19 protein-coding genes are annotated in these 21,920 nt (G+C 62.6%); 10 read left to right on the forward strand and 9 right to left on the reverse strand.

Annotated features, from left to right (window positions below; genetic code table 11):
* The first annotated feature begins 12 nt into the window (after nt 1-12).
* Genes AC0L3D_RS23045 through AC0L3D_RS23055 form a run of 3 tightly spaced genes read left to right on the forward strand, consistent with a single transcriptional unit; the run spans nt 13 to nt 3,463 of the window.
* Nucleotides 13-960 (forward strand): ABC transporter permease, encoded by a 948-nt coding sequence (locus AC0L3D_RS23045; protein WP_128176797.1) that lies wholly within the window; start codon nt 13-15, stop codon nt 958-960.
* Nucleotides 957-1,826, forward strand: coding sequence for an ABC transporter permease (locus AC0L3D_RS23050; RefSeq protein WP_091598282.1), 870 nt, complete (start codon nt 957-959; stop codon nt 1,824-1,826). The genes AC0L3D_RS23045 and AC0L3D_RS23050 overlap by 4 nt, the downstream gene beginning before the upstream one ends.
* Nucleotides 1,823-3,463: an ABC transporter ATP-binding protein gene (locus AC0L3D_RS23055; RefSeq protein WP_473627283.1), complete on the forward strand. Its 1,641-nt coding sequence runs from the start codon at nt 1,823-1,825 to the stop codon at nt 3,461-3,463. The genes AC0L3D_RS23050 and AC0L3D_RS23055 overlap by 4 nt, the downstream gene beginning before the upstream one ends.
* A 22-nt stretch (nt 3,464-3,485) precedes the next feature.
* Here AC0L3D_RS23055 and AC0L3D_RS23060 read toward each other — a convergent pair whose 3' ends face one another.
* Nucleotides 3,486-3,917: a TerB family tellurite resistance protein gene (locus AC0L3D_RS23060; protein WP_023802995.1), complete on the reverse strand. Its 432-nt coding sequence runs from the start codon at nt 3,915-3,917 to the stop codon at nt 3,486-3,488.
* 472 nt (nt 3,918-4,389) lie between these two features.
* Here AC0L3D_RS23060 and AC0L3D_RS23065 point away from each other — a divergent pair, with 472 nt between their 5' ends.
* From AC0L3D_RS23065 to AC0L3D_RS23075, 3 genes are all read left to right on the forward strand, one after another.
* Entirely contained in the window at nt 4,390-4,560 is a 171-nt protein-coding gene (locus AC0L3D_RS23065) for a hypothetical protein (protein ID WP_023798964.1), read from the forward strand.
* Between the two features lie 100 nt (nt 4,561-4,660).
* Complete coding sequence (locus AC0L3D_RS23070) at nt 4,661-5,494, forward strand: helix-turn-helix domain-containing protein (RefSeq protein ID WP_473645904.1); 834 nt, start codon at nt 4,661-4,663, stop codon at nt 5,492-5,494.
* Between the two features lie 84 nt (nt 5,495-5,578).
* Entirely contained in the window at nt 5,579-6,001 is a 423-nt protein-coding gene (locus AC0L3D_RS23075) for a VOC family protein (protein ID WP_473627281.1), read from the forward strand.
* Here AC0L3D_RS23075 and AC0L3D_RS23080 read toward each other — a convergent pair.
* The gene (locus tag AC0L3D_RS23080) at nt 5,998-7,470 is read right to left on the reverse strand and encodes a cobyric acid synthase (RefSeq protein ID WP_473627280.1); all 1,473 of its coding nucleotides are present in this window, start codon (nt 7,468-7,470) and stop codon (nt 5,998-6,000) included. The genes AC0L3D_RS23075 and AC0L3D_RS23080 overlap by 4 nt on opposite strands.
* Complete coding sequence (locus tag AC0L3D_RS23085) at nt 7,470-8,084, reverse strand: dimethylsulfonioproprionate lyase family protein (RefSeq protein WP_473627278.1); 615 nt, start codon at nt 8,082-8,084, stop codon at nt 7,470-7,472. The genes AC0L3D_RS23080 and AC0L3D_RS23085 overlap by 1 nt, the downstream gene beginning before the upstream one ends.
* Nucleotides 8,085-8,235: 151 nt before the next feature.
* On the opposite strand from AC0L3D_RS23085, the gene AC0L3D_RS23090 reads away from it, so the two are divergent.
* Both AC0L3D_RS23090 and mmsB read left to right on the forward strand, forming a co-directional pair.
* Nucleotides 8,236-9,405, forward strand: coding sequence for an isobutyryl-CoA dehydrogenase (locus AC0L3D_RS23090; RefSeq protein WP_473645906.1), 1,170 nt, complete (start codon nt 8,236-8,238; stop codon nt 9,403-9,405).
* Nucleotides 9,406-9,708: 303 nt separating this feature from the next.
* A complete protein-coding gene (mmsB, locus tag AC0L3D_RS23095) occupies nt 9,709-10,593 on the forward strand; it encodes a 3-hydroxyisobutyrate dehydrogenase (RefSeq protein ID WP_128173830.1) in 885 nt (294 codons plus the stop codon).
* 414 nt (nt 10,594-11,007) lie between these two features.
* Here the strand turns inward: mmsB and AC0L3D_RS23100 are convergent, their stop codons facing one another.
* Entirely contained in the window at nt 11,008-11,883 is an 876-nt protein-coding gene (locus tag AC0L3D_RS23100) for an SMP-30/gluconolactonase/LRE family protein (RefSeq protein ID WP_128166855.1), read from the reverse strand.
* Between the two features lie 347 nt (nt 11,884-12,230).
* Between AC0L3D_RS23100 and AC0L3D_RS23105 the strand changes: the two genes are divergently transcribed.
* Nucleotides 12,231-14,255, forward strand: a complete 2,025-nt coding sequence (locus tag AC0L3D_RS23105) for an ABC transporter ATP-binding protein/permease (protein ID WP_473627309.1) — start codon at nt 12,231-12,233, stop codon at nt 14,253-14,255.
* A 107-nt stretch (nt 14,256-14,362) separates the two neighbouring features.
* Here the strand turns inward: AC0L3D_RS23105 and AC0L3D_RS23110 are convergent, their stop codons facing one another.
* The 3 genes from AC0L3D_RS23110 to AC0L3D_RS23120 are packed head-to-tail and all read right to left on the reverse strand — an operon-like array spanning nt 14,363 to nt 18,031.
* The gene (locus AC0L3D_RS23110; protein ID WP_473627277.1) at nt 14,363-15,742 is read right to left on the reverse strand and encodes an aspartate aminotransferase family protein; all 1,380 of its coding nucleotides are present in this window, start codon (nt 15,740-15,742) and stop codon (nt 14,363-14,365) included.
* A gap of 51 nt (nt 15,743-15,793) precedes the next feature.
* Entirely contained in the window at nt 15,794-15,916 is a 123-nt protein-coding gene (locus AC0L3D_RS23115) for a capsid protein (protein WP_419693647.1), read from the reverse strand.
* A 45-nt stretch (nt 15,917-15,961) separates the two neighbouring features.
* Nucleotides 15,962-18,031, reverse strand: coding sequence for a prolyl oligopeptidase family serine peptidase (locus tag AC0L3D_RS23120; protein WP_473645908.1), 2,070 nt, complete (start codon nt 18,029-18,031; stop codon nt 15,962-15,964).
* Between the two features lie 141 nt (nt 18,032-18,172).
* Here AC0L3D_RS23120 and AC0L3D_RS23125 point away from each other — a divergent pair, with 141 nt between their 5' ends.
* Nucleotides 18,173-18,730, forward strand: coding sequence for a hypothetical protein (locus AC0L3D_RS23125; RefSeq protein ID WP_473645910.1), 558 nt, complete (start codon nt 18,173-18,175; stop codon nt 18,728-18,730).
* On the opposite strand, the gene AC0L3D_RS23130 is transcribed toward AC0L3D_RS23125, so the two are convergent.
* Together AC0L3D_RS23130 and AC0L3D_RS23135 are read right to left on the reverse strand one after the other, a co-directional pair.
* The gene (locus AC0L3D_RS23130; protein WP_473627274.1) at nt 18,727-19,887 is read right to left on the reverse strand and encodes an MFS transporter; all 1,161 of its coding nucleotides are present in this window, start codon (nt 19,885-19,887) and stop codon (nt 18,727-18,729) included. The genes AC0L3D_RS23125 and AC0L3D_RS23130 overlap by 4 nt on opposite strands.
* A gap of 124 nt (nt 19,888-20,011) precedes the next feature.
* The gene (locus AC0L3D_RS23135) at nt 20,012-21,880 is read right to left on the reverse strand and encodes a phospholipase D-like domain-containing protein (protein WP_473645912.1); all 1,869 of its coding nucleotides are present in this window, start codon (nt 21,878-21,880) and stop codon (nt 20,012-20,014) included.
* Nucleotides 21,881-21,920 lie beyond the last annotated feature (40 nt).

The raw sequence follows: 21,920 nt of genomic DNA on the forward strand, positions 1-21,920 counted from the left end.
GGTCCTCCCCCCATGACCGCCTATCTCCTCAAGCGTCTTGCCATCGCGCTCATCACGCTGGTCCTGGCCTCGATGGTGGTCTTCGCCGTGCTGGAGATCATTCCCGGCGACCCGGCGCGGCTGATGTTGGGCATGAATGCCAGCGCCGACCAGGTCGAGTTGCTGCGCAACCAGATGGGCCTCAACGCGCCGCTCGCCGCGCGCTATCTGCACTGGGCCGGCGGCTTGCTGAGCCTCGATTTCGGCCGTTCCTACACCTATTCGGTGCCAGTCATCGACCTGGTCCGCGAGCGCATCGTGGTCTCGCTGCCGCTGGCCCTGATCGCGCTGGCGCTGTCCACCATCATCGCCATTCCGGTCGGGCTGTTTTCCGCCGGCCGGCACGGGCGGGCCGGCGACACGATCGCGATGGGCGCCGCCCAGCTTGGTGTTGCCGTGCCGAACTTCTGGTTTGCGCTGATGCTGATCTACCTGTTTGCCGTCTGGCTGCGGCTGGTGCCGGCCGGCGGCTTTCCGGGATGGAGCGCCGGCGTCTGGCCGGCGCTGAAATCGCTGGTCCTGCCGGCGATCGCGCTCGCTCTGCCGCAAGCGGCGATCCTCGCCCGAGTCACCCGCTCGGCGCTGATCGAAGTGCTGAACGAGGACTATATCCGCACTGCCCGCGCCAAGGGTCTGCCCTATCGCGCGGTGCTGTGGCGGCACGCGCTGCGCAACGCAATGATCCCGGTGCTGACCATTCTCGGCCTGCAGTTCGCCTTCCTGCTCGCCGGCACCATCATCATCGAGAACGTCTTTTATCTCCCCGGCCTCGGCCGGCTGGTGTTCCAGGCGATCACCCAGCGCGACCTGATCGTCGTCGAAAGCGTCGTCATGCTGCTGGTCGCCGCCGTCATCGCCGTCAACCTGCTTGTCGATCTCTCCTATGCGGTCGTCGATCCGCGGCTGAGAAGCCGCCAATGACGCTGCGCTTCGACATCCCCGAGGAAAATTTTGCCGACATCCTCGTCAAGGCTTTCACCAACCGCTCGTTCCTCACCGGCTTCGTCATCACTGCACTTGTGGCGGCGGTCGCCATCGTCTCGTTCTTCTGGACGCCTTTTGACGTCACCAGGCTGATCATCGCCGACAAGACCCAGGCACCCTCGCCGGCGCACTGGTTCGGCACCGATCATTTCGGCCGCGACATTTTTTCCATGATCATGGTCGGCGCCCGCAATTCGATCGCGGTGGCGCTGGTGGCGGTCGGTATCGGCATGGGCGTTGGCGTGCCGCTCGGCGCCCTTGCCGCGGCGCGCGGCGGCGTCGTCGACGAGGCGGTGATGCGGCTGAACGATCTCGTCTTCGCCTTCCCTGCCCTGCTGTCGGCGATCATGATCACCGCCATCTTCGGCCCGGGCGCGCTCAACGCCATCGTCGCCATCGGCATTTTCAACATCCCGGTCTTCGCCCGCGTCGCCCGGGCCGGCGCGCTGGCGATCTGGCCGCGCGAATTCATCCTCGCCGCGCGTGCCGCCGGAAAAGGCAAAGCACTGATCACCATTGAACACGTGCTGCCCAACATCGTTACTTTGCTCCTGGTGCAAGGCACCATCCAGTTCGCGCTCGGCATCCTGGCCGAAGCCGGGCTTTCCTATGTCGGGCTCGGCACACAGCCGCCGATGCCGAGCTGGGGGCGGATGCTGTTCGATGCCCAGACGCGCATGGGGATGGCGCCGTGGATGGCGATCTTTCCAGGCATGGCGATCGTCGTCACCGTGCTTGGACTGAACCTGCTCGGTGACGGTATTGCCGACATCCTCGACCCAAAATCGCGGCGGCAGCGATGAGCCTGCTCGAAATCGAGAAATTGTCGCTGACGATCGGCGACACGCCGATCCTGAGGGATGTCGAGCTCGCCGTCGCGCCCGGCGAGGTGATGGGGCTGGTCGGCGAATCCGGCTCGGGCAAGTCGATCACGGCATTGACGGTGATGCGGCTTCTGCCCTGGGCGGCGCGCGCCAGCGGGCGCGTCGTCTTCGACGGCATCGACATCCTCGCTGCCAGCGAAGACCAGATGTGCGCGCTGCGCGGCGATGATATCGGCATGGTTTTCCAGGAACCGATGACGGCGCTAAATCCGGTCAAGACCATTGGCGAGCAGGTCGCCGAAGGCATCCGCTGGCACACCAGGGCAAGCCGCGCCGACGCCGAGGACCGCGCTCGAAAAATGCTCGACCGGGTCGGCTTGCCCGCAGCGCAATTTCCGCTGTCGCGCTATCCGCACGAGCTTTCCGGCGGCCAGCGCCAGCGCGTCGTCATCGCCATTGCCTGCGCGCTGAAACCAAAACTGCTGATCGCCGACGAGCCGACGACGGCGCTCGACGTCGTGCTGCAGGCGCAGATCCTCGACCTGTTGCGTGACCTGGTTTCAGAAAACCGCATGGGTCTGCTGTTGATCTCGCATGACCTCGCGGTGGTGACCGAAATGGCGGAGCGCATCACCATCCTGCGCCACGGCGAAGTGATGGCGGCCGGCGACACGGCCCGCACCCTATCCGAGCAGCTTCATCCCTACACAAGACAACTTGCGCAGGCCTCGATGCATGTGCCGGCGCGTGCCAGGACAAACGAGGTCGGCCAAGACAACCCCATGCTCCAGGCCAAACCTCTTCTTCAGGTAGAAAGCGTGACGCGGGACTATCCGGGACGGCGCAAATCGCTGCTGAAGCGCGCGGTTCCGACCCGCGCCGTCGACGATGTCTCGTTCTCGATCGATCCTGGGCAGTCTGTGGCGCTGGTCGGGCGTTCCGGTTGCGGCAAGTCCACGCTTGCCCGCATGGTCCTGGCGCTGGACGGGCCGACATCGGGAACGATCCGGTTTCGCGGCGAAGTCATCACCGACAAGAGCGAGGCGGAGCTCAAGCCGGCGCGCCGCGACATGCAGGTGGTGTTCCAGGACCCATACGGCTCCTTCGATCCGCGCCAGAAGGTGGAAAAACTGGTCGCCGAGCCACTGCATGTCCTGGACAAAAGGCCGACGAATGCAGAGCGGCGCGAGATGGTGGCAAAGGCCTTGCACGAGGTCGGCCTTGGTCCACGCGACATGGACAAATATCCGCACGAATTTTCAGGCGGCCAGCGCCAGCGCCTGTCGATCGCCCGCGCCATCATCACCCGCCCCAAGCTGGTCGTCGCCGACGAGCCGGTCTCGGCGCTCGACGTCTCGATCCGCGCCCAGATTCTCGATCTGTTCGCCGAGCTCAACCAGAAGCTCGGCGTTGCCTATCTGTTCATCACCCACGATCTGACCGTTGCCCGCGCCATTACCGACCAAGTGATGATCATGCATGCCGGCAAGATCGTCGAGCGCGGCAGGACGAGCGCGGTTCTCGACCATCCGCAGTCCGAAGCCGCCAAGGCGCTGGTCGCTGCGGCCCCGGATCTGCACCGCGCGATTGCCCGGCGGTTACAGGAACAGGGGTGAACAGCCGACCGTCGGGAGAGGCTTACTCTTCGGCCTTCACCACATCGGCCGGGCTGATGTCGAGCAAGTCGAGGGTGCGGCGCAAGAGCTGCATCTCTGTCCCGGCAAGTTGCGAATCGGCCTTGGCGATCTCGGCCATATGGCGGGCAAGCAGGCTGCGCCTCTCGACGTCGAGGTCACGGAACTGCGCGATGGCTTGCGAGCCGTTGGTCTCGTAGCCGAACTCGTTGAGATACTCGATGACGCTGTCGATGCTGGCTTCCGGAATGCCGAAGGCTTCCCGGCAGATGCGCCTGAAGGCGGCCATTTCACTCTCGTTGACCGTGCCGTCGGCCAAGATCATGCGAAACAGCATCAGCAGTTCCGCCGACAGCACCGGATCGTCCGCGACCTTGCGCACGCCGGGGTCGCCGTCGAAGATCGAGCGTATCTGCTCCAGCAATGCGAATGCCATCAGCGACCCCTTTCCGATTCGTTGCAAATAGGTAGCGCGGAATCGGCCTTGCGCAAATGGTCGGCTGTGGTTCGACAGGGGCAATCGCTTCACCACCACTTCTCCCATCACTATACGGCAGGGCAATCGCGTTTGGATTCTTGCGAAGGGGGACCCCCACCCTAACCCTCCCCACAAGGGGGAGGGAACGCTGCCGCGCTTAACTCCCGCTTTTGCGCCGAGAGGGAGGCCATTTACCAAAGTCAGCGCCAACGGAAGTCTCCCTCCCCCTTGTGGGGAGGGGTTAGGGGTGGGGGTACATCGTAGAGCGGCAGCCTCGGATTCGCAGCTAAGATAGCCCTGCACCGCATCGTTTCTGGCCATTCCATCAAGCTACCGGCCGATCCAGCGAACCCGCTGCGCACGCTGATTGGTGTGTGAACGGGGCGCCTGATAGGATGCGGTTGTACGAATCATGTCGGAGGAGCCACACATGAATCTCAGTGCGCCTACGCAGCTTATTTTCATCATATCCCTTGTTATCGCCATCATCGGTCTTCTCGCCGCTCTCGGCGTTTTTGCGTTCATTCCCCTGGCCGCGGTGTGGATCGTCCTCATCGCTTATGTCGTGCTTGCCGGCGGCTGCCTGGTTCGCGGCGCTTAAGCCCTCAGATCTCTCAGGCAACTCGGAGCGCCCGGCCACAAGCCGAGCACTTTTGATTCTGAGGGTTGGTCTGCTACCATCCGCGGGCGGAGGAAAGCTCATGTCTGCCCAGAGCGAAGACGGCAGCAACCAGCACAGTCCTGGCCTCGACCGGTTCGAGATGGTTCGGCGTGCGCCTGGCCCTTGGCTCCAGGGTTCAGTCACTGACATCTGCGGCTACCGCGAAACCATGCCCGGCCGTTTCCGCAACGTCGAATACGCATCGCTGACCGTGCCGCTGGTCATCAGCTTTGCCGAACCCTTCGCCATCGGGCTCGGCAAGGAGCCGGGCGACAACGACCGCTTCGCCAGTTTCGCCGCCGGCCTCTATGCCGGTCCGGTGGTGATCGAATCCCGCGGCGGCGCCTGCTGCATCCAGGTCAATTTCACCCCGCTCGGCGCCCGACGCTTCTTCGGCCTTGCGATGAGCGAACTGACCGACCGCATGGTCGGCCTCGACGATGTGCTCGGGATCGAAGGCATCGCGCTGCGCGAAAGACTTGGCAATGCGCACGGCTGGAGCGCACGTTTTGCCATCGTCGAGACGTTCGTCGCCGCGCGGCTGACCGACGCCCGCGAAATGCGGGCCGAAATCGCCTGGGCCTATGACCGGATCATCGTCTCGGGTGGCCGCATTCGCGTCGCATCGCTCGCCGACAGGCTGGGCTGGAGCCGCAAGCATCTCGCGGGAAAATTCTCCAACGCGATCGGCGTCGGCCCCAAGACGCTGTCGCGCATCGTCCGCTTCAACCGGGCGCTCGGCCTGTCAAGGCAGGGCAAATCCGATTGGGCTGATATCGCCGCCGATTGCGGCTATGCCGACCAGGCGCATCTGGTGCGCGAATTCTGCGACCTTGCCGGCGAAACGCCGACGGCGCTGGCCGCCCAGGCATAGAGGCGCAGGTAACATTTCTTCAAGACGTGGGAAAAGCCTTCGCCCAGACTGGATTATCGTCCAATCCAATTGAAGGAGATCGCCATGACCATGTCAGTCGAACCGCCCAGGCTCTATCCGACCTTGCGCTACCGCAATGCCGCGAAAATGATCGACTGGCTGGGTGAAGCCTTCGGCTTTGCCGTTCGTGCCCGCTACGGCGAAGGCGACATCGTCCAACACGCCGAACTGACTTTCGGCTCTTCGATGATCATGCTGGGCACTGCACGCGACGACAAGTTTGGCCAGATGGTCGGTGCGCCTGGCCCGGGTGGCGGCAGATCGATCTATGTTGCCGTCGACGATGCCGATGCCGCTTATGCCAGAGCCAAGAAGGCCGGCGCCGAAATACTGGAAGAGCTCACCGACCGCGACTATGGCAGCCGCGAGTTCATCTGCCGCGATCCGGAAGGCAATGTCTGGTCGTTCGGCACCTATTGGCCAAAGGCCGGTGAGCCCGCCAGCTAACGCGCCAGACCAAAGATGGCGTCGCAGTCGAGGTGGGTTTCCAGTTCGGCTGCGACCTCGTCCAATGCCCGTTCGACCTCGGCGCGATAATCGATGCCGCCGCCTTTGACGCCGAGATTTTCCAGGAATTTCGCCCGAAAAGCGTCGGCGGAAAACAGCCCGTGCAGATAGGTCCCCGACACCTTGCCGTCGGCGGAGACGGCGCCGTCATCGGCGCCGTTGATGACGGCGGACGGCCGCAGCGTGTCGGGACCGGTGGTGCGGCCGAGATGGATCTCGTAGCCCTCGAGCGGCAGGTCGAACTGGACCGAACGCGCGCTGACATTGCGCACCGTCTTTTCCGGTTGCATCACCGTTTCGACGTCGAGCAGGCCGAGCCCCTCGGTCTCGGTGGCGCTGCCCTCGATGCCGTCGGGATCGCGCACGACACGGCCGAGCATCTGGAAGCCGCCGCAGATGCCGACGACGTGGCCGCCGCGCTTGCGGTGGGCGACAAGGTCGCGGTCCCAGCCATTCTCGCGGAATCTTAGCAGATCGCCAATCGTCGACTTCGAGCCCGGAATGACCACCAGCCCAGCGTCGGCCGGCAAATGCTGGCCGGGCGGCACGAAGACGACCTCGACCTGCGGCTCGGCCTTGAGCGGGTCGAGGTCGTCGAAATTGGCGATGCGCGAAAGCGTCGGCACGGCCACCTTCAGCGCGCGCTTCTCGCCGGACGCCAGGCGTTCGAGCACAACCGAATCTTCCGAGGGCAGCCGCGCCGCCGCCTTCAGCCACGGCACGACGCCAAAACAGCGCCAGCCGGTGAAGCTCTCGATCGCCTTGATGCCGTCATCGAACAGCGAGACATCCCCGCGGAACTTGTTGATGAGATAGCCGACGATCATGCGCCGGTCCTCTTCCGGCAGGATCAGATGGGTGCCGGCGACCGAGGCGATGACGCCGCCGCGGTCGATGTCGCCGACCAGGATCACCGGCACGTTGGCGCGCGTCGCAAAGCCCATATTGGCAATGTCGCGGCTCCTGAGATTGATCTCGGCCGGCGAGCCGGCACCTTCGACGATGACGAGATCGGCACCCTCGCCGACCTTGGCCCAGGAGTCGAGCACGGCATCCATCAGCCGGGCTTTCAGCGCTTGGTAGTCGCGTGCCCGCGCCTCGCCGAACACCTTGCCCTGCACCACCACTTGGGCGCCGATATCGGTCTGCGGCTTGAGCAGCACCGGGTTCATATGGACGGTGGGCGCAACGCCACAGGCGATCGCCTGCAGCCATTGGGCGCGGCCGATCTCGCCGCCGCGTCTGTCGCCCGGTATATTGGCGACGGCGGCGTTGTTCGACATGTTCTGCGGCTTGAACGGCCGCACCTTCAGCCCACGCTTTTTCGCCACGCGGCAGAGGCCCGCGACCAGCACCGTCTTGCCGACATCGGAGCCTGTGCCCTGCAGCATGATCGCCTTGGCCGCCATTAATTCCTGCCCTGTGAAACGCTGCCGGTGATCGTGGATTTCGCGGCCAGTGGTCCGCCGCGCCAGATGTAGAGCGCCAGCAGAGGCTCCTTGCCGGTGCGCATGGCATGGGTGACATCAGAGGCATGGTGGATCACCTCACCCGCCTCTCGCTTGCGAAAGTCGTCTTCGTCCATGCGCCATTCGGTGCCGCCGGTCAGCGGAATGTAGATCTCCTCGGCGACATGATGGTGGTCGGGATAGACGATTTCAGGTCCGAGGATCAGCAAGCCGGCCGCGGCCTCGTCGTTGACGAAATGGCCGCGCATGCCGAAGACCTCCAGCCAGCCGTACTTGTCGATGAATGTCTTGCCGAGATCCGCCTCGCTGTAGGTCTGCCCCCAGCGCAGCTCGCCGCGACGCTCCGCAAGCAGCCGCGCCAACGGCTGGGCGTTGGCCGGAGCGAGCTCGACGATGCGGTCGAGCTGGCGCAGGCAGGCAAGCGGACGCGGCTCGAGCGGACGCGCCGGCATGGCCCAGCCGATCCGGGCCACCGCATCGCGCACCAGCGCATCATCGAATGTTTCGAGCGTGGCGTGGAACCGTTCAAGCAGCTCATCGAAATTTGTCGTCACGCCCTGCTCCAGACACGCATTCTCATACAGCCGCCCCCAGATGGTGGAATGGAGATGGTCGGCTTGCGCGGCGGCATCATTGGTCTAGATTGAACCGCGCGCAAAGCCAAAAACGACAGGCCAAGAGGCCGAAGACATTACGGAGCACGCCATGGACGCCGCTGTCGATGCGGGCACCAGCCAGTTCGAACTCAACGAGGACCAGCGCGCCATCCAGCAAATGGCCGAGGCCTTCGCTGCCGATCGCGTTGCGCCGAACGCGCTCGACTGGGACCGCAACAAGCATTTTCCGGCGGACGTGATCCGCGAGACTGGCCCGCTCGGGCTTGGCGGCATCTTTGTCGGTGACGATGTCGGCGGCTCGGCGCTCGGCCGGCTCGACGCGGTGCTGATCTTCGAGGCGCTTTCGCGCGCCGATCCGGCCTTCTCCTCCTTCATCTCGATCCACAACATGGTGGCTTCGATGATCGACCGCTTCGGCAGCGACGAGCAGCGCCAGCACTTCCTGCCGAAGCTGACCTCGATGGAATGGCTGGCGAGCTATTGCCTGACCGAGCCGGGTTCGGGATCGGATGCCGCGGCGCTGAAGACGCGCGCGGTGAGGAGCGGTGGCGACTATGTGCTGAACGGCGTCAAACAGTTCATTTCGGGCGCCGGCGACAGCGACCTCTACATCGTCATGGCGCGCACCGGCGCCGACGGTCCGAAGGGCATTTCGACCTTCGTCGTGCCGAAAGATGCGCCCGGCCTGTCTTTCGGCGCCAACGAGCACAAGATGGGCTGGCACATGCAGTCGACCCGCCAGGTCGTCTTCGAGGACTGCAAGGTGCCGGTTGAAAACCTGCTCTCGGACGAAGGCGCCGGCTTCGGCATCGCCATGGCCGGGCTCGACGGCGGCCGGCTCAACATCGCCGCCTGTTCGCTGGGCGGGGCGCAATCGGCGCTCGACAAGGCGCTGTCCTACACCGCCGAACGCAAGGCCTTCGGAGCCAAGATCAACCAGTTCCAGGCGCTGCAATTCAAGCTGGCCGACATGGAGACCGAGTTGCAGGCAGCACGGATATTCCTTTACGCCGCTGCCTCGAAGCTCGACCGCAAGGCCCCGGACGCCTCGAAATGGTCGGCGATGGCGAAGCGCTTCGTCACCGACGTCGGCTTCAACGTTGCCAACGACGCGCTGCAACTGCATGGCGGCTATGGCTATCTGCACGATTACGGCATCGAGAAGCTGGTGCGGGATTTGCGCGTTCACCAGATTCTCGAAGGCACCAACGAGATCATGCGCGTCATCATCGCACGCGCGCTGATCGGGCGGCAGTAGGGCAGTAGGGCAGTAGGGCAGTAGGGCAGTAGTAGTGACCGGCAGGATCAATTCTTACAAGGACCTTATTGTATGGCAGCAGGGGAGATATCTGGCGCATGATCAAGCTCTATCTCATGCGACCTAGGCATAGGAAAATGCTTCGCAACTTATAAGCAACTAGCGCCCGAATAGGCTGCCCTACTGCCCTACTGCCCTACTGCCCTACTGCCCTACTGCCCTACTGCCCTACTGCCCTACTGCCCTACTGCCCGACTGCCCTACTGCCTAACTGCTGCCTTACCCAAACCACGGAGTGCCATCATGACCACCATCGCCTTCATCGGCCTCGGCAATATGGGCAATCCGATGGCAGCCAATCTCGTCAAGGCTGGATATGCCGTTCACGGATTCGACCTGATCCCGGAAAATCTCGCTAACGCCAAGGAGCATGGGGTCGTCGTCATGGCCAATGCCGTTGCCGCGGTGAAGGAGGCCGACGTGGTCATCACCATGCTGCCGGCCGGCAAACACGTTCTGTCGGTCTATGAAGACATCGTGCCAAAGGCGAAAAAAGGCGCGCTGTTCATCGATTCCTCGACCATCGACGTCGAATCGGCACGAAAAGCCCACGCAATTGCCGCCAGACACAAGCTGCTGTCGATCGACGCGCCGGTTTCCGGCGGCACCGGCGGCGCCACCGCCGGCACGCTGACCTTCATGGCCGGCGGCTCGAAGGAAGCTTTTGCCAAGGCCGAACCAATCCTCAAGCCGATGGCCGGCCGTATCGTCCATTGCGGTGATGACGGCGCCGGACAGGCGGCAAAGATCTGCAACAACATGATCTTGGGCATTTCGATGATCGGCGTCGCCGAAGCCTTCGTTCTGGCGGAAAAGCTCGGCCTGTCGCACCAGGCGCTGTTCGACGTCGCCTCGAACTCGTCGGGCCAGTGCTGGTCGCTGACCACCTACTGCCCGGTCCCTGGTCCGGTGCCGACATCGCCGGCCAACAATGGCTACAGGCCGGGGTTTGCCGCGGCACTGATGCTGAAAGACCTGAAACTGTCGCAGGAAGCCGCGCAAAGCGCCGGTGCGGTGACGCCGCTGGGCGCCGAGGCCGCCCAGCTTTATGCGCTGTTCAACGCCCAGGGGCATGCCGCTGCCGACTTCTCCGGCATCATAAATTTCCTGCGCGGCACCCCGGCGTAACGCATGTCGCCCAAAAGCCTGCCCTTCAGGCGCGACGCGCTTTCAGCCTCGAACTCGAGGGGCTTTCGGTTTCCGGCAAGAAACATCGGAAATTTAGATTTGCTTAAACTATCGATAACCACCCGGTAACGATGTCCCTGTAGAACGGAGTGCGAGGCGGCCTATCGCAACCGCCCGGCGCTCCGGATCAGGTCTCGCGTCCCGGAGCCCGTAAGTTTCGCCAAGTGTTCAGTCAGCGAAGCGCCATGCGTATCTGGCAAAGCCGCGTTCCCGATGGAGCGCGGTTTTTGCATTAATGGGCCGGGACCGCGCACAAGAGCGGGCACCGATGTGAAAAGGGCGGCAGATGCGGCCCTCGGTGGTGCAAGTCACGACCCCGTGCGGCCAAGGGAAGAGGGCTATGCGAGCCTCTTCTCAAGTTGCTCCATCCAATCGAGTTGCGACCAGCTTGCCGTCCATCATCATGGGGATGATTGCCAGCTTCTTTTCTTCCAGGAATTCCAGATCGGCGCTGCCTTGATTGAGGTCCATCAGCTGCTCGACTTTTCCATCCGGATGAATGCGAAAGAGCGCCCCTGCGACCCAATCCGTAACCAGCCAATTCCCTGCCCCGTCTGATTCTAGACCATCCAGATTTCCAACAGGCTCGCCGGACCCGATGTCAGAGATGGCCTTCGTCTTCAGGTCGATCGCGATCAGATGGCCGGGTGTCTTGGACGAAAAATCCGGCTGGATGTCGCGACCCCAACCTGCGACGAGGAGGCGACCGTCTTCGACGCGCAGACCATTCGGATGCAGGAGATCCTCGCTCTCGAGCCAGACGGAGAGAGCATCATTGTCCAGAACATAAATCCTGTTCGCCAGCATGTCGGAAGCAAAGACCCGACCCGCCTCGTCGATAGCGGGATCATTGAGGAATTGAGCGCCTTCTGCAGGCCACGTTCCAGTGATCTGACCGCTCTCGACGTCGACAGCCATGAGCCGATCGATGTCGGTGACGAAAAGCGTATCGCCTTTCATCACCAATCCCTTGGGCGCATTAAAGCCGGTCACCCATTCGGCTGCCTGCAATTTTCCGTCAGGCGAAACTTTCGAAAGGTATCCAACCCCATCCTTGCCGGCGGGCTCGCCGACAATGTTGGAGACGTAGAAGACGTTCCGCTTTGCATCGAAGAGGACGCTCTCTGGGGCCTTGAAGCCGTCAAGCGACCAGACCTCCTCCGCCGTCGCCGGCAACCCTGTCACTCCTAGTAGCAGAATAGAAAATAGAACTGTCTGCAGCCTAATCATGATAGCCTCCCTATGTTATTTTGACGCGTTTATGTAAAACGCAACTACAAATTGCGTTGTCGATCTTACAAAACTTACAGTTGACGCATCGATTGCTCTGACAAGCCTATGTGCCAAGCGGCTTATGCTTAACCAGCATTACAATCCCCCAGATGAATGGCAGTTCCAACACCCCTGTCGTTGGAAGCCGCACTGCGGACGAAAGATTGTCGACACGCTCGCGAAGCGGCAGCAGATCAAGGAAGACGCCAGGAAACGAAGCCGACCGCATCCGTGCCGACGTGGAGATCAAGCGGCTTGAGCGGACATCATTGAAACCTTCTGATTTCCAAGTCGTTATCGCCGGTATGTCCGGGGCTAAATCCAAGCCGAAATCGGTCTCCAAATCGCGCGATGCCGAGAAGTCGCACCAGGAGAAGCAATCGACTGTCGAAGCCGCGTCTGAGATCGTGGGCGCGGCCCGGCCGCCGCTGGAGTTCGTCGAACCCGATCCGGAGTTGACCCCTGAGGAGGCCGAGCAGGCGCGCAAGAGATACTTGCTGAGGCGTTTCTGGATCAGCGCGCGCGGTTACTGGGGCCGCGGAGGCGATAGGCGGGCTTGGCCGTACACGATCGGGTTATTGCTCCTGATCGTCATCAATGTCGGCTTCCAGTATGGGATCAATGTCTGGAATCGCGCAATTTTCGATGCCCTTGAGCAACGCAATGCGCGCACCGTCTATGTCCTGAGCGCCGTTTTCGTGCCGCTCGTGCTCGGCAGCGGAAGCCTTGTCGTTGCACAGGTCTTCCTTCGCATGACGATGCAGCGCCGCTGGCGTTCCTGGCTCACCAACGCGGTCATCGCGCGGTGGCTTGCAAGCGGCCGCTACTTTCAGTTGAACCTCGTCGGCGGCGACCACCAGAACCCTGAAGCCCGCATCACGGAGGATTTGCGGATCGCCACCGAATCCCCGGTCGACTTCATCGCCGGTGTCATCAACGCGTTTCTGTCGGCCTCGACCTTCATCGTGGTGCTCTGGACGATCGGCGGGGCCCTGACTCTGACGATCGCAGGTTCGACGGTGACCATTCCCGGCTTTCTCGTCATCACCGCGGTGCTCTATGCCGCGATCACATCCACCTCGATGGCGGTCATTGGCCGCCATTTCGTCCACCTCTCCGAGGAAAAAAATCAGGCGGAAGCCGAATTCCGCTACACGCTGACCCGCGTGCGGGAAAACGGCGAGAGTATCGCATTGCTCGGCGGCGAGGAGGAAGAGCGTAGCGGCATCGACAAGACGTTCGCCTATGTGCTCAGGCAATGGGCGCTCCTTACAGGTCAGCACATGCGCACAGCGCTGGTATCGCAGGGGGCGAGTCTGTTTGCGCCTGTCGTGCCGGTTTTGCTTTGCGCTCCAAAGTTTCTCGAAGGCGGCATGACACTTGGCCAGGTCATGCAGGCTGCCTCTGCCTTTGCCATCGTGCAGGGCGCGTTCGGATGGCTGGTCGACAACTACCCCCGTCTCGCCAATTGGAACGCCTGTGCACGGCGCATCGCCTCGCTGATGATGTCGCTCGACGGGCTCGAGCGCGCGGAGCAGAGCAACACGCTCGGACGTATAAAGCGCGGCGAAGCTGCAGGCGATGCGATGCTCAGCCTGAACAATCTCTCCGTGTCGCTCGACGACGGCACCGCCGTGGTCAAGGAAACCAAGGTCGTGATCGAATCAGGCGAGCGGGTGCTCGTCGCCGGCGAATCCGGCTCAGGCAAGAGTACGCTGGTGCGGGCCGTCGCAGGTCTGTGGCCGTGGGGCGGCGGCAGCGTCAACATCCACGCCGACAGACGGCTGTTCATGTTGCCGCAACGGCCTTATGTCCCCACCGGGACGCTTCGCCGCGCAGTCGCCTATCCAGGCGCCGCCGATCGCTGGACGCTGGACGAGATCAAGGCTGCCCTCGACAAGGTCGGGCTCGATTATCTGAATGACAAGATCGAGGACGACGCGCCATGGGACCAGACCTTGTCGGGTGGCGAAAAGCAGCGGCTCGCCTTCGCGCGTCTTCTGCTGCACAGCCCCGATATCATCGTGCTGGATGAAGCAACGTCAGCACTCGATGAAAAGAGCCAGGACAAGATGATGGAGATGATCGTTCACGAATTGCCGAAGGTCACCATCGTAAGCGTAGCGCATCGCGCCGAGCTGGAAGCCTTTCATAGCCGCAAGATCACATTGGAGCGGCGCGAGGGCGGCGCAAAGCTTGTCAGCGATATCGATCTTGTCCAGCGCAAGAGAAGACGGAACTTGCTTGATCGATTTATGCGGCGCCGGCGCGCCGTACCGAAGCGCAGCACTGCCTTGAGCAAAGCGGCGCTGCCCGAGACAAAAAAGTGAAATCCGCCGATCGGGCCTCGGCTCTTGGTGAGCGGCTTTTCCGGCTGGCAGAGTCCGGCATTCAAACGCCGGGCGTCCGGTTGCAGAACGCCCGGCGCCGTTTTATCTCACCGCTTGCGTAAATCCGCCTGCGCCAGGTCAAGCGCCTTGGCGATGCGGCCGCAGGCCATGTCGATCGTCTCGCGCGTCCAGATCAGCGGCGGCGACAGGATCATCGTATCGCCGGTGGCGCGCAGCATCATGCCCTGGGCAACTGCGTGGTCGCGGACGGTCACGGCCGCGCTCCCGGCCGGCAGGAAGCGCTCCTTGGTCGCCTTGTCGCTGACGATCTCGATCGCCGCCATCAGCCCGATCGAGCGCACCTCGCCGACCAGATTGTGCCCGCCGACGCGCTCCTGCAGCGCCTTGGCGAAATAGGGTCCGGTGTCGTTCTTGACCCGATCGACCAAACCTTCCCGCTCGATGATCTCGAGGTTTTTCAGCGCCACGGCGCAGGCCACGGGGTGGCCGGCATAAGTATAGCCGTGATTGAACTCGCCGCCCTTCTCGACCAGCGTCGCGGCGATGCGGTCACCGACCAGCAGTGCCGACAGCGGCTGATAACCGGAGGTCAGCGCCTTGGCGGTGGTGATGGTATCGGGCTCGATGTCGAAGGTCTGAGCTGCGAACCACTCGCCGGTGCGGCCATAGCCGGTGATGACCTCGTCCAGCATCAGCAGGATATCGTATTTGCGGCAGATGCGCTGCACTTCCGGCCAATAGCTCATCGGCGGTATCTTCACGCCGCCTGCTCCCATCACCGGCTCGCCGATGAAGGCGGCGACCTTGTCGGCGCCGGCTTCGAGAATGGCATCCTCGACGGCCTTGGCCGCGCGCAGGCCGAAATCATGGTCGCTTTCGCCGGGCAGAGCCAGCTCATAGGCATAAGGCATCATCACATGGACGATGTTGGGAACCGCGCCGTTGAGCTGCTTGTGCATCGGCTCCATGCCGCCCAGCGACGTGCCGGCGATGGTCGAGCCGTGATATGCGCTCTTGCGCGAGATGATGCGGTTCTTCTCCGGCTTGCTTTCCAACGCCCAATAGTGGCGCACAAGGCGCAGCGCCGTGTCGTTGGCCTCCGAACCGGACGAGCCGTAGAACACCTGGTTGACTTGCTTTGGCGCCAGTTCCGCCAGCTTTTTGGCCAGCAGCACCGGTGTCGGGGTCGAGCATTTGAAGAAGGAATTGTAATAAGGCAGTTCCTTCATCTGGGCGTAAGCGGCGTCGGCCAGCTCATCGCGGCCGTAACCGATGTTGACGCACCACAGTCCGGCCATGCCGTCGAGGATTTCCGTGCCTTCGGAATCGTAGATGAACGGCCCGTTGGCGTGGGTGATGATGCGTGAGCCGGCCTCGCGCATCTCCTTGTGGTCGGTAAACGGATGGAGGTGATGCGCAGCATCGAACTGCTGAAGCTGCTTCAGCGAATAATTCTGATGGGTCATGTCTGATCTTCCTCTTGAACCAATCCGGCAATTGCTGCCGGGGCGGATTCGTCAGAGGAAGGCGGGCGGCGAATAGCCGATGCGGGCGCAAAGCCGCAAAAGCTCGGCGCGAAGCGTGCGCGGCGACGGCGTCACCGCCACCCCAAACGCGCATAATGCCTTTATCCGAGCCATGCAGCATCTTAGGCGGTCTGATGCGATCAGTTCAAGCCGTTCCGTTCAAGCCGTTCCGGCCAGCGCCCGTTGCAGGAAGACATACTTCATCGCCGCCTGTGCCGCTTGCGGCCGGCGATCGCCGCGCCCGCCATGGCCGCCCTCGGTCTCCTCGAAAAACAGCGTCTTCGCGTGGCCGGCAGCCTGCAGCCGTGCCGCCATCTTCCGCGCGTGGCCGGGATGGACGCGGTCGTCGGCGGTCGATGTCGTCAGCAGCACCGGCGGATAGGCGGCATCGGTCTCGACATGCTGATAAGGCGAGTAAGCCGCCAGCGACGCGGCCTCTTCCGGCTTCGCCGGATCGCCATACTCGGCCATCCAGGATGCGCCGGGCGGCAGTTCGGTGTAGCGCAGCATGTCGAGCAGCGGCACGTCGATGATCACCGCGCCGAAAAGCTCCGGATGCTGGGTCAGCGAAACGCCGGTCAGCAAGCCGCCATTCGAGCCGCCCTGGATGCCAAGCGTCGCCGGCGTGGCGATGCCGCGTTCCACCAGGTCTTGCGCGACCGCGGCGAAATCGTCGAAGGCGTTCTGGCGATTGGCCTTGAGCGCGGCCTGATGCCAGTTCGGACCGAACTCGCCGCCGCCGCGGATATTGGCCTGCACATAGGCATTGCCCTTTTCCAGCCACAGCCGGCCGCGCACGCCGACATAGCCGGGCAGCAGCGGCACTTCGAAGCCGCCATAGCCGTAAAGCAGCGTCGGCACCGGCCCGTCCTGGTCGCGCCGCCTGACGACGAAATAAGGGATTTTAGTGCCGTCCTTCGAGCGTGCCTCGAACTGTTCCGAGACCAGCGACGATGCATCGAAACGCGCCGGCTGCGATTTCACGGTTGTCAGCATCGCTGCATTGTCGTCCGACCAGATGATCGAGCTCGGCGTCAGGAAATCGGTGAAGGAGAAGGACACGCTGGAGCCGAAACGCTCGGCATGGCTGATGCCGACACTGCCGTTTTCGGGTAGCGCCACCGGCTGCAGCGACCAGCCGCTGCCGTGGCGATCGCAGGCGACGACCTTGCCGCGCACATTGTCCATCAGATTGATGAACAACCGGTCCCGCGTGCGGGCAATGCCGGCAATCGAGACACGATCCGCCGGCTCGAGCACGGTCTCGACAGGTGCGAGCGCATTGGTCTCGATCCAGCGCGCGAAGTCCAGCGAATAGAGGCCATCAGGCTTGCACAGCGTGCCGTCCGGCGCCGTCCACGGGCTGCGCACTCCAAAGACGAACTGATCCCTGAACAGCACCGCGTCGGTCACGTCGTCCGGCAACGGGATGCGCCTGTTTTCACCGGAGGGCAGACGAAGAAAACTGTGCGAGGCAAAGAAATCGAGCGTCCGGGTCAGCAAGAGATGACGCTTGTCGCCGTCGAATTCGAGGGAACCGCCGGCGGCGAGATCCTGCTTCTGCGCCTCGAAAATCGGCGTCGCATCCTCCAGCCTGGTGCCGCGCTGCCAAAGCTTGACCACGCGCGGATAACCGGACTGGGTTTTTTCGTCCTCTTCGAAGGCAGCCGAGACGATGACCGTGTCCTTGTCCAGCCAGTTGAAGCCCGACTTCGAGGCAGGAGCACGAAAGCCGTCCTCGACAAAGGACTTGCTGTCGATGTCGAATTCGCGCATTTCGCTGGCGTCGCCGCCATCCGGCGACAGGCTGAGCAGGCAGCGGCTGAAATCGGGGTAAAGCCGGCTGGCGCCGCTGAACACCCATTTCACACCCTCCTTGGCTGACAGACTGTCGAAGTCGATGATCGTCTCCCATTCCGGCTTATCGGTCTTGTAGGAAGCGACCGGAGTGCGCCGCCAGAGGCCGAGCACGTTGGTCTTGTCCTGCCAGAAATTATAGACGTGGCCGTTGAGCGCAAACCCGACGGCAATGTTGTCTTCGGCCGTCATCAGGTCCAGTGCGGTTTGGAAGCAGGTCTGGTAGGATGGATCGCCCTGCAACTCGGCGACCGTGATCTCGTTCTGACGGTGAACCCAGTCGAGCGTTTCCTTGCCCGTTCTGTCCTCCAGCCAGAGAAAGGGATCCTCAGTCGCCGAATTGGGACGCGTCTTTGTGTTCGAACTGGTCATGTGGTCTCCGATAAATTCGTCAAGGCTCGGCAACGTCGTCTTGCCACTATCGGTATTCAACTTGGAACGCAAAAGGAGCCATTGCGCTGTTGGCCTCCTAAGGTGGGGCCGCCTGCCGCCCGCAGGCCACGAGGGAACTCCATGCAACATCTGTACATTGCGAAAGAGAAGTTCGGTCCTTTCAGCGGCACTGCGTGGACCATGTACATCAACTGGTCCGGCCTCACCCAATTAAGCGAGGTCGTCTCACTCGATGGAATGCTCGGGCCGGTCGCGCTGGGACAGGTAAAGGACAGCTACTGGCCCCATATTGTTAACGAGGACTACATGCTCGATTTCTTTGTGGACCTGGACTTCCTCCTTTCGGAGTTGGCGGATCCGGTCGATTTGAATGTCCTCAATGTGATACGAAGACCGTCGGTTGACGTGCGTTCACTCGACTGGAACGGATTTACCTTCCTGGGCTACGACTTGTTGGATAAAGACGTCTCCATAAGCGCTTTGACCAACTGCGGAGGATTTCCTGACGTGTTTGCGAACACGGAACTGTCCGATGTTGGATTGATACCCGATTTTGATCGTGCTGTTGAAATTCGAAACCTTCTACGCAGGATGCATCCCTCTGAACACCATGCCGAATGTGATTTATGGGCGATTTCCAGATGGCACGGAAATGAAGGCACCCCGCAATTGTATTAGACCGCTCGCCCCCGCAATACGGTTGTGACCGCCAACGCCAGACAAATGGCGCCAAGCGTGATCGGCAGGCCGTCCGCGCCGAGAATATCCATGGCGCCGCCCGCCAGCGGCGGCACGGCGATGCCCCCGACGCCCCACATGAGCGAGAAGGCGGCGTTGCCGGCGACCAGTGCCGAGCCGGTAAACCGCTCGCCGAGCTCGATGATCGACATCGTGTAGATGCCGTAGGAAACCGCGCCCCAGACGAACACGCACGGCCAGATCAGCGGCGTCTCTATGAGAACCGGCAACAGCACACACCCGAGCACCGTTAGCGATACACAGATAAATCGCACCGGACGCGCTGTCAGCCGTTCCGCCAGCAGGCCGAGCGGCACCTGCATGGCGATGTTGCCGGCGATCATCATCGACAGCAGCGCCGACATGCGGGCCTCCGCGATGCCATAATGCGCTCCGTAGACCGGCAGCAGTGCCAGCACCCCCTGTTCGAAACCGGCGGCCACCACGACCGCCGACAGCAGCAACCATGCCATCGGCATGAAACCCATCACCGAAACCTGGTGCCCGGCTTCATCGACCTTTGGCAGCCGTCCCAGCACCAGCGCCAGGCAGGCGCCGCAAAAGACGAATGCGGCGATGCCGACGAGAAACGGCGGCCATCCTTCGGTGCCGACCGCAAGCAGGCACAGCGGGCCGGCCGCGAAACCTGCCGAAATGACTGTAGAATAGATTCCCATCATGCGACCGCGGCGCGCCGGAGGCGCCAGCGCGATCACCCAGATCTCGCTCAGCACATAGAGCGGATTGGTCACCACGCCGATCAGGAAGCGCAGTGGAAACCAGAGATAGACATTTTGCGTCCAGCCGATCAGCGCCAGCATGATCGCGGAAAGGGCCGCGCAGGTCAGCGCCGTGCGCCCTGCCCCAAACCGGCGCGCCAGCGCCGGGATGAGCGGCGACGAGACGATAAAGCCGACCGGCGTCATTGCCGCCGACAGGCCGATCATGGCCGGCGAGACGCCCTGGCGCTGCAGGATGAAGCTCAGCAGCGGGTAGCTCAGCCCTTGCGCGATGGCGAACACCGAAACGGTGGCGATCACGCCGGTGATCGCCGCCCACTGCATTGTCTCGTCGCTGTTCTGTTCCGCCCGGTCCATGATTCGCACCACGAAACCTGCACGATTAGCGTTTCGGGGGCGTGCCGGGAAGCACCGGCGGCAGGAACCGCTTGCGCCAGCCAGAGCATGCCTTGTTAAGGACTCCGCGGCACCATTCAGGCCACTACGGAAAATACCGGGCAATCGCCCCCTTCCTGCCCTCCGCGTAAGGCTTCAGCCACTTGTCGTCGATGGAGAGCCCGTCATTGTCCGACGGTCCTACTCCAATCGTTCTGCGCCAGGCGCGGAACTTGTAGTGGTCGAACACGTCGAGCATATGCACCGCAAAGGCCGCAGCGAACGTCTTGTCGCCTTCGACGATCACCATGTTCTCGTCGTTTTCATAGGACGCCTTGTAGCCAAGGTTGTGGCTGCCGGCGATGACGGTCGCATTGTCGGCCATCGGATCGATGATCACGATCTTGTCGTGCACGATCGCATGGCCGACGGTCAGCACTTCCGCCTGGAAATCCCGCGCAACCGAGGCCCCCGTCAGGTTGGCCGCCCTGACGATGGAGACGTTCGGCGCCTCCCAGACCTTCTCCGGAAAGACGAATGGCGATTTGCCGTCCTTGTTCGATTTGTTGGTGACTGGATCCCGGGTCGGAGCAATATAGTTGGGCATGGCGGTGTGATCGCTGATTGCGCCTTGCACGATCAGCTTTGGATTCGCCGTCGCCGCCGCGACCGCCTGATCGATGACCGAATTGTTGCCAAGCCGCGACGGATTGAACACGAGAAAGAGCACCGCCTCCTTCGCCGCCTTGATTCGTGCGAAGACATCTTCGAGGTCGACAGGCCGCACCGAGATGTCCTTTTTGCTGCGGTCGGGATCGTTTGGCGAGAACCAGATGGTGGTCCCATCGACATGGTTCGGTGTGCGATTCTTCAGGCGAAACGGCCTGCCTTGCTTCTGCGCCACACGTCCAGCGGCGCTATCGCTCGCCGGCGGCGGGAACACGTCGGCCTTCATCCGCTCCCAATAGGCATCGAACACTTTGGCCATGGCAGGGTCGTCGCGGATGAAGGCGTTGTTGGACTGTCCGCAAATGCCGGTCGACGTCCAGTTGGTGCTGCCGGTCATGACCGCCTGCGGATTGCCCTGGGCGTCGCGGTAGACCGCAAACTTGTTGTGGCCGATATGATTGTTGTTGAACAGACGATCGGTCAGCACGACGCCGGCGTCGCGCAGCCGCTTTCTGAAGGGCGCGTTGCCCGCGTCCCACGCCTTCGTTTGTTCATCCCTGCCCGAATTCGAAAGAATGACGTCGACGACATCCTTGCCGTCGATGATCGCGTCGCACAACTCGTCATCGCCAAGCTCGTAGAGGGCAAGCCTGACAGTGCCGCCCTCGGCCTTGGCCCGTTTCATCAGGCTGGTGAGTACATCCGGAACCTCGCCATGAAGATAGGCGCGGATCTTGCTGCCGGGACGCTGAAGCTCGGCCCTGATCTTGTCACGCTGCCCGACCTTGATGCCGGCGTCTTCCAGCGCGCGCGACAGCCATTGCGTCGAGAGCACACCGTTGGTGAAGGCGAGCCGCGCCTTGCCGAACATCGATCCCAGGAAGATGGTCGGGCTGACGGCGCCTTGTCCGAGATAGCCGAGCGGCCGAGCCGCTCCGGTATAGGCTTTCTCGGGGCGCACCGGCACTGGATCGAGGCCGGGCCGCATGTCGCCGACCGGACGCACCCGGTAGGCGACCAATTCGCCATCCGGCCTGATTTCGACGCTGTCGCGGCGCCGCCGCACCGTAAGATCGCGCCAGAATGTCTTCTGCACCGGCCAGACGCCGGTATCCTGCGGAATCCAGTCCTTGTTGCGTTGCCCCCGGAAAGGCACCCAGGAAGCCAGACAGCGTTCCTCGCCGGTGCCGGGATAGATGCGGACGATCTCGAAGCCGAGACAGCCGTCGATCATTCCGTCAATATCCCAGGCAATGAAAGCGACTTCGTTGTTGGTCGCTGCACGCACGCTAACAACATCCGACACGGAAATAGTCTCCCTCAGGACGGTTTGTATTCAATGTACT

Source organism: Mesorhizobium sp. WSM4837 (genome assembly GCF_055811435.1).

Coding starts and splice junctions, on each gene's coding strand:
- AC0L3D_RS23090 (WP_473645906.1), top strand. CDS start 8,236: ATGGACGCCGCTGTCGATGCGGGCACCAGCCAGTTCGAACTCAACGAG.
- AC0L3D_RS23115 (WP_419693647.1), bottom strand. CDS start 15,916: ATGGCTCGGATAAAGGCATTATGCGCGTTTGGGGTGGCGGTGACGCCG.
- AC0L3D_RS23075 (WP_473627281.1), top strand. CDS start 5,579: ATGACCATGTCAGTCGAACCGCCCAGGCTCTATCCGACCTTGCGCTAC.
- mmsB (WP_128173830.1), top strand. CDS start 9,709: ATGACCACCATCGCCTTCATCGGCCTCGGCAATATGGGCAATCCGATG.
- AC0L3D_RS23110 (WP_473627277.1), bottom strand. CDS start 15,742: ATGACCCATCAGAATTATTCGCTGAAGCAGCTTCAGCAGTTCGATGCT.
- AC0L3D_RS23130 (WP_473627274.1), bottom strand. CDS start 19,887: ATGGACCGGGCGGAACAGAACAGCGACGAGACAATGCAGTGGGCGGCG.
- AC0L3D_RS23070 (WP_473645904.1), top strand. CDS start 4,661: ATGTCTGCCCAGAGCGAAGACGGCAGCAACCAGCACAGTCCTGGCCTC.
- AC0L3D_RS23065 (WP_023798964.1), top strand. CDS start 4,390: ATGAATCTCAGTGCGCCTACGCAGCTTATTTTCATCATATCCCTTGTT.
- AC0L3D_RS23050 (WP_091598282.1), top strand. CDS start 957: ATGACGCTGCGCTTCGACATCCCCGAGGAAAATTTTGCCGACATCCTC.
- AC0L3D_RS23045 (WP_128176797.1), top strand. CDS start 13: ATGACCGCCTATCTCCTCAAGCGTCTTGCCATCGCGCTCATCACGCTG.
- AC0L3D_RS23120 (WP_473645908.1), bottom strand. CDS start 18,031: ATGACCAGTTCGAACACAAAGACGCGTCCCAATTCGGCGACTGAGGAT.
- AC0L3D_RS23105 (WP_473627309.1), top strand. CDS start 12,231: ATGTCCGGGGCTAAATCCAAGCCGAAATCGGTCTCCAAATCGCGCGAT.
- AC0L3D_RS23125 (WP_473645910.1), top strand. CDS start 18,173: ATGCAACATCTGTACATTGCGAAAGAGAAGTTCGGTCCTTTCAGCGGC.
- AC0L3D_RS23080 (WP_473627280.1), bottom strand. CDS start 7,470: ATGGCGGCCAAGGCGATCATGCTGCAGGGCACAGGCTCCGATGTCGGC.
- AC0L3D_RS23055 (WP_473627283.1), top strand. CDS start 1,823: ATGAGCCTGCTCGAAATCGAGAAATTGTCGCTGACGATCGGCGACACG.
- AC0L3D_RS23100 (WP_128166855.1), bottom strand. CDS start 11,883: ATGATTAGGCTGCAGACAGTTCTATTTTCTATTCTGCTACTAGGAGTG.
- AC0L3D_RS23060 (WP_023802995.1), bottom strand. CDS start 3,917: ATGGCATTCGCATTGCTGGAGCAGATACGCTCGATCTTCGACGGCGAC.